This window comes from Pseudomonas sp. GM50, assembly GCF_000282375.1.
Taxonomy (GTDB): domain Bacteria; phylum Pseudomonadota; class Gammaproteobacteria; order Pseudomonadales; family Pseudomonadaceae; genus Aquipseudomonas.
Genome location: NZ_AKJK01000034.1, coordinates 1 through 4,528, shown reverse-complemented (window position 1 = coordinate 4,528; position 4,528 = coordinate 1). Strand labels below are relative to the sequence as shown.

At 55.6% G+C, this 4,528-nt stretch carries 6 protein-coding genes; all 6 read left to right on the top strand.

Going from position 1 to position 4,528, the window contains the following annotated elements:
- The coding region (locus tag PMI30_RS23950) for a thiamine pyrophosphate-dependent enzyme (protein WP_007897006.1) at window positions 1-253 on the top strand (253 nt) is incomplete at its 5' end.
- A 2-nt stretch (window positions 254-255) separates the two neighbouring features.
- Complete coding sequence (ilvN, locus tag PMI30_RS23955) at window positions 256-747, top strand: acetolactate synthase small subunit (protein ID WP_003176102.1); 492 nt, start codon at window positions 256-258, stop codon at window positions 745-747.
- A gap of 47 nt (window positions 748-794) precedes the next feature.
- Window positions 795-1,811 (top strand): ketol-acid reductoisomerase, encoded by a 1,017-nt coding sequence (gene ilvC, locus PMI30_RS23960; protein WP_003185459.1) that lies wholly within the window; start codon window positions 795-797, stop codon window positions 1,809-1,811.
- 146 nt (window positions 1,812-1,957) lie between these two features.
- Complete coding sequence (gene pssA / locus PMI30_RS23965) at window positions 1,958-2,815, top strand: CDP-diacylglycerol--serine O-phosphatidyltransferase (RefSeq protein WP_008006914.1); 858 nt, start codon at window positions 1,958-1,960, stop codon at window positions 2,813-2,815.
- 63 nt (window positions 2,816-2,878) lie between these two features.
- On the top strand, window positions 2,879-3,892 hold the full coding sequence (msrP, locus tag PMI30_RS23970; protein WP_008006912.1) for a protein-methionine-sulfoxide reductase catalytic subunit MsrP: 1,014 nt from the start codon (window positions 2,879-2,881) through the stop codon (window positions 3,890-3,892).
- Window positions 3,892-4,512, top strand: coding sequence for a protein-methionine-sulfoxide reductase heme-binding subunit MsrQ (gene msrQ, locus PMI30_RS23975; RefSeq protein WP_008006910.1), 621 nt, complete (start codon window positions 3,892-3,894; stop codon window positions 4,510-4,512). The genes msrP and msrQ overlap by 1 nt, the downstream gene beginning before the upstream one ends.
- Window positions 4,513-4,528 lie beyond the last annotated feature (16 nt).

Sequence of the window (4,528 nt, the reverse complement as noted above, 5' to 3'; positions counted from 1 at the left end):
TGGCACCCGCCACTCGCACTCCTACATGGAATCGTTGCCTGACTTCGTCAAGCTGGCCGAGGCCTATGGTCACGTTGGCGTGCGCATCACCGAATCGAAAGATTTGAAGTCGAAGATGGAAGAGGCGTTCGCCATGAAAGATCGCCTGGTGGTTATCGATATTTCGGTCGACACCAGCGAGCACGTCTATCCGATGCAGATCAAAGACGGCTCCATGCGCGATATGTGGCTGAGCAAGACGGAGCGTACTTAATCATGCGGCACATTATTTCCTTGCTTCTGGAAAACGAACCGGGCGCCCTGTCTCGTGTAGTCGGCCTGTTCTCGCAGCGCAACTACAACATCGAAAGCCTGACCGTGGCACCCACCGAAGACCCGACCCTGTCGCGTCTGACGCTGACCACTGTCGGCCATGATGAAGTCATCGAACAGATCACCAAGAACCTGAACAAACTGATCGAAGTGGTAAAACTGGTCGACCTGTCGGAGAGTGCTCACATCGAGCGCGAACTGATGCTGGTCAAGGTCAAGGCCACCGGCGCCCAGCGCGCCGAGATCAAGCGCACCACCGATATTTATCGTGGGCAGATCGTTGATGTCAGCGCTAGCGTGTATACCGTTCAATTGACCGGTACCAGCGACAAGCTCGACAGCTTCATTCAATCGATCGGGACTGCCTCGATTCTGGAAACCGTACGCAGTGGCGTCACCGGGATTGCCCGCGGCGACAAAGTACTGAGCATCTAAACCAAATTAGCGAATGGCCTGAAGGGCCAGATATAAAGGGGAAATTCATGAAAGTTTTCTACGATAAAGACTGCGACCTGTCGATCATCCAGGGCAAGAAAGTTGCCATCATCGGTTACGGTTCCCAGGGCCACGCTCAAGCGTGCAACCTGAAAGACTCCGGCGTTGACGTTACTGTTGGTCTGCGTAAAGGTTCGGCTACTGTTGCCAAAGCTGAAGCCCACGGCCTGAAAGTGACTGACGTTGCTTCCGCCGTAGCGGCTGCCGACCTGGTCATGATCCTGACCCCGGACGAGTTCCAGTCTGCCCTGTACAAGAACGAAATCGAGCCGAACATCAAGAAAGGCGCCACCCTGGCCTTCTCCCACGGTTTCGCGATTCACTACAACCAGGTTGTGCCACGTGCTGACCTCGACGTGATCATGATCGCGCCGAAAGCCCCGGGCCACACCGTGCGTTCCGAGTTCGTCAAAGGCGGCGGTATCCCTGACCTGATCGCTATCTACCAGGATGCTTCGGGCAACGCCAAAAACGTTGCACTGTCCTACGCTGCTGGCGTTGGTGGCGGTCGTACCGGCATCATCGAAACCACCTTCAAGGACGAGACCGAGACCGACCTGTTCGGCGAACAAGCCGTTCTGTGCGGCGGTACCGTTGAGCTGGTAAAAGCCGGTTTCGAAACCCTGGTTGAAGCTGGCTACGCGCCGGAAATGGCCTACTTCGAATGCCTGCACGAACTGAAGCTGATCGTTGACCTCATGTACGAAGGCGGTATCGCCAACATGAACTACTCGATCTCCAACAACGCCGAGTACGGCGAGTACGTGACCGGTCCGGAAGTGATCAACGCCGAATCCCGTCAGGCCATGCGCAACGCCCTGAAACGTATTCAGGACGGCGAATACGCCAAGATGTTCATCAGCGAAGGCGCCACCGGCTATCCTTCGATGACCGCCAAGCGTCGTAACAACGCCGCTCACGGTATCGAAATCATCGGTGAGCAACTGCGCTCCATGATGCCGTGGATCGGTGCCAACAAGATCGTCGACAAAGCCAAGAACTAAGTCTCGAGCTTGTACGGAAAACGCGGCCTAGGCCGCGTTTTTTCGTTTGGATCCGTCGGTTCTGGTATAAAGCTGCATTGTTTGTGGCCGAACCGTCGTCCCAGACACCTGTCGAAACTTTCCACCCCGTTGCAAGGTAAATGTCCATGAGCGAACGTCCCGAAGAGCCAAAGCAGGCTTCTGACGCCGAAAGCCTTCTGCCCATCGATGAGCACATCGAAGAAGGGCATGACGCTGAAGGCCGTAAAGTCCGGCATCGTGGTATCTATCTTCTGCCGAATCTGTTCACCACTGCGAACCTCTTCGCAGGGTTTTATTCCATCATCAACTCGATGAGCGCCCAGAGTGCCTTGAGCGCAGGTGATGCTATCGGCGCGAGCAAATATTTTGCGTTTGCCGCGATCGCGATTTTCGTCGCCATGGTACTCGACGGCCTCGACGGTCGCGTTGCCCGTATGACCAATACCCAAAGCGCTTTCGGTGCCGAGTATGACTCGCTGTCGGACATGGTTGCCTTTGGTGTGGCGCCGGCATTGCTGGCATTCGGCTGGGCCTTGGGCGATATGGGCAAGGTCGGCTGGATGGTTGCCTTCATCTATGTAGCGGGGGCGGCGTTACGCCTGGCGCGTTTCAACACTCAGGTCGGCACTGCAGACAAACGTTACTTCATCGGTCTGGCCAGCCCGGCTGCCGCCGGAGTGGTCGCGGGCATTGTCTGGGCATTCAGCGACTACGGCATTCAGGGTTCCAAGATGTCGTTCCTGGTTGCACTGATGGTTGCCGCCGCTGGCATGCTGATGGTCAGTAACATCAAGTACAACAGCTTCAAGGAGCTGGACTTGAAGGGGCGCGTTCCCTTTGTCGCGATCCTCGCAGTGGTATTGGTATTCGCCGTTGTGTTCAGTGATCCGCCACGCATCCTGCTGCTGGTTTTCCTTGCCTATGCGGCTTCCGGGCCGGTCCAGTACCTGCTGCGCCTTCGTAGGCACAAAAAAGCCGAGTGATGTAATTTCCCTCATACTCCGCAGTCTATGGGTGCATCTGTCCTCCAAAGCTGCGGAGTTACCATGCTGATCAAAGTCCCCAAAACGTCTGACTGTCATGAGTCGGACGTCACGCCTGAATCCCTCTATCTTTCTCGCCGCAGTGTATTAGGTGCCGCCATTGCCGGTTTGGCAGTGAGCAGTCTGCCGCGTTGGGCGAGTGCCGACGATGTTGCGCGTTATGCTGATGTCGAGCCTGGCAAGGCGCCGTCCTGGTTTGCCGAAAAGCTTCCTTCTACCAAATGGGGGGCGGTCAACGTCAAGGACGAGGCGATCACGCCTTTCAAGGATGCGACCCACTACAACAACTTCTATGAGTTCGGTACCGATAAAGGTGATCCCGCGGCCAACGCCGGTGCGCTGAAAACCGAACCGTGGAGCGTGGTGGTAGACGGGGAGGTGGGGAAGCCGGGACGGTATGCGCTGGAAGACTTCATGAAGCCTTATCAACTGGAAGAGCGTATTTATCGTCTTCGCTGTGTGGAGGCCTGGTCGATGGTCATTCCGTGGATAGGTTTTCCCATTTCGGCGTTGCTCAAGGAAGTAGAGCCAACCTCCAAAGCCAAGTTCATTCGCTTCGAAACCTTGCAGGATCCCCAAACTATGCCCGGGCAGCGTTCCGGTTTTGCCTTGATCGACTGGCCTTATGTAGAAGGGCTGCGTCTGGATGAGGCGATGAATCCGTTGGCGATTCTTGCTGTGGGCATGTACGGGCGTGAGTTGCCCAATCAGAACGGTGCACCGCTGCGTCTGGTGGTGCCTTGGAAGTACGGCTTCAAGAGCATTAAATCCATCGTGCGGATCAGCCTGGTCAGCGAGCAGCCGAAAACCACCTGGCAGAGTATTGCTTCGGATGAGTATGGCTTTTATGCGAACGTGAACCCGACAGTTGATCACCCGCGCTGGACCCAGGCACGAGAAAGACGTTTACCGAGCGGTCTGTTCAAGCCCAACGTGCGGGACACGCAAATGTTCAATGGCTACTCGGATGAAGTCGCTTCTCTATATACAGGGCTCGATCTGCGGAAGAATTACTGATGCGATATCCGTTCTGGCGCATTGGCGTCTTCATCGCTACAGCGATTTGGCCGCTGTTTTGGTTGTATCAGGCTTGGGGGGATATGTTGGGTCCAGATCCGGGCAAGGTACTGGTTGACCGTCTAGGGCTGGGGACGCTTGTACTGCTGCTGATTACATTAAGCATGACGCCTTTGCAGAAGCTCACCGGTTGGCCGGGATGGATAGCTGTCCGACGGCAGTTGGGGTTGTGGTGCTTCGCTTATGTGGTTCTGCATTTGAGCGGTTACACCGCTTTCATTCTTGGCTTTGATTGGTCGCAGTTGGGTATCGAGTTGCGCAAGCGGCCGTACATTATTGTCGGGGGCCTGGGGTTTCTCTGTTTGTTGGCATTGGCTGTTACCTCCAATCGCTACAGTCAGCGGCGTTTGGGTTCTCGCTGGAAGAAGTTGCATCGGTTGGTCTATGTGGTTCTCGGGCTCGGATTGCTGCATATGTTGTGGATCGTTCGCGCCGATCTGAAGGAGTGGGCGATCTATGCTTCTATAGGTGCGTTGTTGTTGGTGTTGAGATTGCCGCCTGTAACCCGCCGGATTCCACGTTTAACAGCCAAAAAGGCACCTTCTGCAAGAAAGGCGTAATTAGAGGTTGACGGCA